Below are 4,475 nucleotides of genomic sequence, written 5' to 3' on the forward strand. Positions count from 1 at the left end.
GTGTTAGCTAGTTGTCACTCTCTAATCCTGCAAATTGGCGTACTATACTGTATTAAACGACTTATAAGCGCGTTTCAGCTTATATAGGTAAAAACCCAGAAATGTTGTGAAGACATAAGGTGCACATAGTGCAAAAAATTAAAAATAAGACGCCAACTACGTTGTTTTCTTGCTGTTTAATCTGCACAGATGAAGATAACTGAATACCTTCACTATCATGATAAGGGGGCTGGCGAGGCTTGTCAAGTAGTTTTTCGTTTCTGCGGGCTACTTGAATAACGGCTACAATGTTTGTACAATTGTGCGTCATGCACTGGCCCATTTGTTGTGCTTAACAAAAACAAATGTTCGTACAGTACACTGCTACAAACATTACCTATAAAGAGAAACCTCTACTCCTTATTCTTTGCCCTTCCTGCACGCTTACGTTCATTTGGATCAAGGAATTTCTTGCGTAAACGTATAGATTTTGGAGTTACTTCCACCAATTCATCATCATCTATATACGCTATCATATCCTCCAGTGTCATTATCTTTGGAGGAGTGAGTTTTATGGCTTCATCACTACCTGAAGCTCTTACGTTTGTTAATTGCTTACCTTTTAGCACGTTTATCTCCAAATCATTGTCACGGCTATGCTGGCCGACAACCATGCCACAATATACCTTATCCTGTGGCTTGATAAACATAATTCCCCTGTCTTGCAAATTGAAAATTGCATACGCCACAGCCTCACCCTTATCTGTAGAAATTAAAACTCCATTGCGCCTTCCAGAAATTGGACCTTTATGTGGAGCATAACTATGAAATAAACGGTTAATTATGCCTGTGCCCCGAGAATCAGTTAAAAACTCTCCTTGATAACCAATTAATCCTCTTGATGGCACTAAAAACGTTAATCTTGTCCTGCCATTGCCAGAAGGTCTCATGTCAGTCACTTCACCTTTTCGGAAGCTGAGTTTTTCCATGATAATTCCACTATATTCATCATCTACATCAATTACTACTTCCTCTATAGGTTCAAGTTTTTTGCCATCTTCTTCCTTAAATAGAACGCGAGGGCGTGATACTGAAAGCTCAAAACCTTCTCTCCTCATATTTTCAATTAACACTCCAAGCTGTAGCTCACCACGGCCACCCACTTCAAATGCTTCGCCACTTGATGCCAAAGTTACGGTAATTGCAACATTTGTTTCTGCTTCTGCATATAAACGATCCTTTATAACGGTTGAGGTAAGCTTTGTTCCCTCTTGTCCGGCAAAAGGTGAATCATTAACACTCAGAGTAATCGCCATCGTTGGCGGATCAACTGGAGTTGAGCTCACTGCAGTTGTAACCTCTGGTGCTGCTATAGTGTCAGAAACTGAAGCTTTCTCAAGTCCTGCAATTGCAATTATGTCTCCCGCCACAGCTTGTTCTACTGGGATACGTTTCAAGCCAGAAAATGAGAGCAACTTAGTTAATCTCCCTCGTTCAATTACTTTACCGTCCAGATCAAGTACCTTAAGATCTGAATTGACTTTTGCAACGCCCTGATAAACCTTTCCTGTCAATATTCTGCCAAGAAACTTATCAGACTCAAGTAGAGTGACCAACATAGCAAAAGGGGCATTTTGATCATAAACAGAAGGTTTTATATAATCTATAACCGTTGAAAATAATGGACTTAAATCTTTCCTTTCATCAGAAAGCTCCTTAGCACACCAGCCATTTCTACCTGAAGCATACAACACTGGAAAATCTAGCTGCTCGTTAGTTGCATCAAGGTTAAAAAATAACTCATATATTTCATTTAATACTTCATCTATCCTGCTGTCTGGTCGGTCGACCTTATTGATTATCACAATTGGCTTCAAATTTGCTTTTAGTGCTTTTGACAACACAAATTTAGTTTGTGGCATTGGCCCTTCTGCAGCGTCAACCAGCAGCAACACACCATCTGCCATGCACAATACTCTTTCTACTTCTCCACCAAAGTCCACGTGCCCTGGTGTATCAATAATATTGATCTTTTCATCGCCCCACATTATTGATGTGCATTTTGCAAGTATTGTAATTCCGCGTTCACGCTCTTGGTCACCACTATCCATCACTCGTTCTTGAACTTCTTGATTCTCACGAAACGTGCCACTTTGTTTTAACATGTTATCGAGTAAAGTAGTTTTCCCGTGGTCAACGTGTGCGATTATTGCTATATTTCGGATCGATTTAAATTCGTTCATTTTCTATCATTTCAAAATTAATTTAGTAATAAGTATACATAAAATACTCTTGGAGTAAATAACTAAAGCTGTGCTGTGTTTCCAAGATATTATAGGATTACTTTGTTAAATATTCTCTACTCCCAGGTTTTGTTACGGGTAGTTGTTTTAATTCACTTGGAAGTTCTTCCTCGCTGTAGTTTTTGATGTTCAATTCAATCAAAGATATGACAGGAAAAGGCAGTTTCGTTTCACTATTCCTCTTTATTAGAGAAGCTTCAGCAATGACTTTACCTCCCTCCCCTTCTGCACATTTCACTGCTTCAAGTGAAGACTTGCCTGTGGTTATCACATCCTCGATAAGTAATATTTTCTCACCCTTTTTGATCTTAAATCCACGGCGTAATTCAAACTTGCCATTAACGCGCTCGCAAAACATTGTCTTTATTCCAAGCTGCCTGCCAATCTCATAACCCACGATTATTCCACCAATTGCAGGAGATAGTATTAAATCTATGGAGCTATTTAATTCTTTTTTTATTTTATCTGCTAATAGTGCGCAAACTTTCATGGCTCTGCTTGGATTTTCAAAAATCTTCGCACACTGTATGTATGTGTCACTATGCAGCCTGGATGATAAAACAAAATGCCCATGCAAAATTGCCTCTGCTTCTTTAAATTCTTTTATTATTAGGTTATTTTCGTCTAATATCATTTTTTAAGTTCACTATTACATTCTTTATTAATTATCTGAGTGATACAAATATCAGACCATACGTTTATTGCAGTTTCAAACATATCGATGATTGTATAAATAGGCAAAATCAGTCCCATAATATGCAGAGGAACATTCATCGACATGAGATAACTAGTTGCCATAAAATAGCACCCCATCGGCACTCCAGCGTTACCAATTGCTGCACTAGTTGCTAAAAAAATCCATATTAACATTTCGCTTAAGGAAAATACGCATCCATTCATCTCTGCAACAAACATCACAGTGATTAGTATAAATGCAGCACATGCATTCATATTAATTGTTGTGCATATTGGTAAAATAAAAGACGATAATTTCTTTGGCACCTTTAGCTTGTTCTGCACACAGTCTATGGTTGTAGGCAGCGTTGCACTGGATGATTTAGAAAAAAATGCAAGTGTAAGTGCCGGCATAACCCCTTTCAGCGTTTGAATTGGTGATATGCCTTTATACCACATAAGTAGCGGTAAAATCAGAAATGCCTGCACAAAATTTGCAGACATTATGCAAGTAAAGTACCAAAAAAGACTATAGAACTCGCTACCACCTTTTAATTCGTGCAAAAAACATGTAATAAAAGACCACACAGCAAGTGGAACAAGCTTTAGTAACCCCTGAGCAATTTTAAGTAACGTATCGAAAAGTGCAGAGAATATTTGATGTAATATGTCCTGCTTTTCTTTTGAAAGTGAAACAATAGCTCCACCCATCAAAAAAGCGATCAATATGCTACCAATAACGTTATTTTCAAGAAAAACTTGCACAAAATTCGAAGGAATGAGTGATTTTAAGTATGAAAAGTAACTGTAATTGTTATTATCCAAACTTCCTATCGTGTTACATATGAAATTTTTTTTCACTGGGTCTATTAACAGGTAAAACAATAATGCAATAAACGCAGCTATAATAGTTGTAAGCAGGGTATAAAATAGTGTTTTCTTAACTAAGGTTTTAATTTCGATTGAGTCTTTGAGCCCGGAAATTGTGGAAACTATTGATAGAAAAACTAAAGGTAAACTTATTAATTTCAACAAACTAACAAATATGTCACTAAACAGCTTTGCTATTTCAAATATAATCTCACTGTTTAAATAGTAAGCAACTATTGCAAACAGTATAGAAAAGAGTATTGCAAACTTGCGCATTGAAAATAAAACTTCAAAGTAACATTATACAACAATTTTGCTATTTGGGAATCAGATTGATAGACAAAATAACTTTACAAATTAGGAAAAGATAAGAGGATGCGTTTATTCGGAGACAGTAGACTTCTTGCATAACCCAAACTAAGTAGAAAAAGGTATCATCCGAGTAGTTGACACTGGTTCCTTTATGACGGCAGTGCCCAGACTACTTGGATCCAGGAAACTTAACTTTAAATAAGTAGCTGCATAATAAAGACTAGATTCCAGCGTCACGCGCTGGAATGACACCTGTAGCCCTACGTCATACCGCGATTTATTCGCGGTATCTCTTAACATAGATCCCGCTGCGGGATGACGGTTGTCGTTTAGCTA

The 4,475-nt window shown here is 37.4% G+C and carries 3 protein-coding genes; all 3 read right to left on the reverse strand.

The window, feature by feature from the left end:
- Nucleotides 1–392: 392 nt before the first annotated feature.
- Nucleotides 393–2,222, reverse strand: a complete 1,830-nt coding sequence (gene typA, locus OZD67_RS02545) for a translational GTPase TypA (RefSeq protein WP_182182708.1) — start codon at nt 2,220–2,222, stop codon at nt 393–395.
- Nucleotides 2,223–2,319: 97 nt separating this feature from the next.
- Nucleotides 2,320–2,916, reverse strand: coding sequence for an orotate phosphoribosyltransferase (gene pyrE / locus OZD67_RS02550; protein ID WP_182182706.1), 597 nt, complete (start codon nt 2,914–2,916; stop codon nt 2,320–2,322).
- The gene (locus OZD67_RS02555; protein WP_182182704.1) at nt 2,913–4,103 is read right to left on the reverse strand and encodes a dicarboxylate/amino acid:cation symporter; all 1,191 of its coding nucleotides are present in this window, start codon (nt 4,101–4,103) and stop codon (nt 2,913–2,915) included. The genes pyrE and OZD67_RS02555 overlap by 4 nt, the downstream gene beginning before the upstream one ends.
- Between the last annotated feature and the right edge of the window lie 372 nt (nt 4,104–4,475).

Source organism: Wolbachia endosymbiont of Drosophila nikananu (genome assembly GCF_028981865.1).
GTDB lineage: Bacteria > Pseudomonadota > Alphaproteobacteria > Rickettsiales > Anaplasmataceae > Wolbachia > Wolbachia pipientis_B.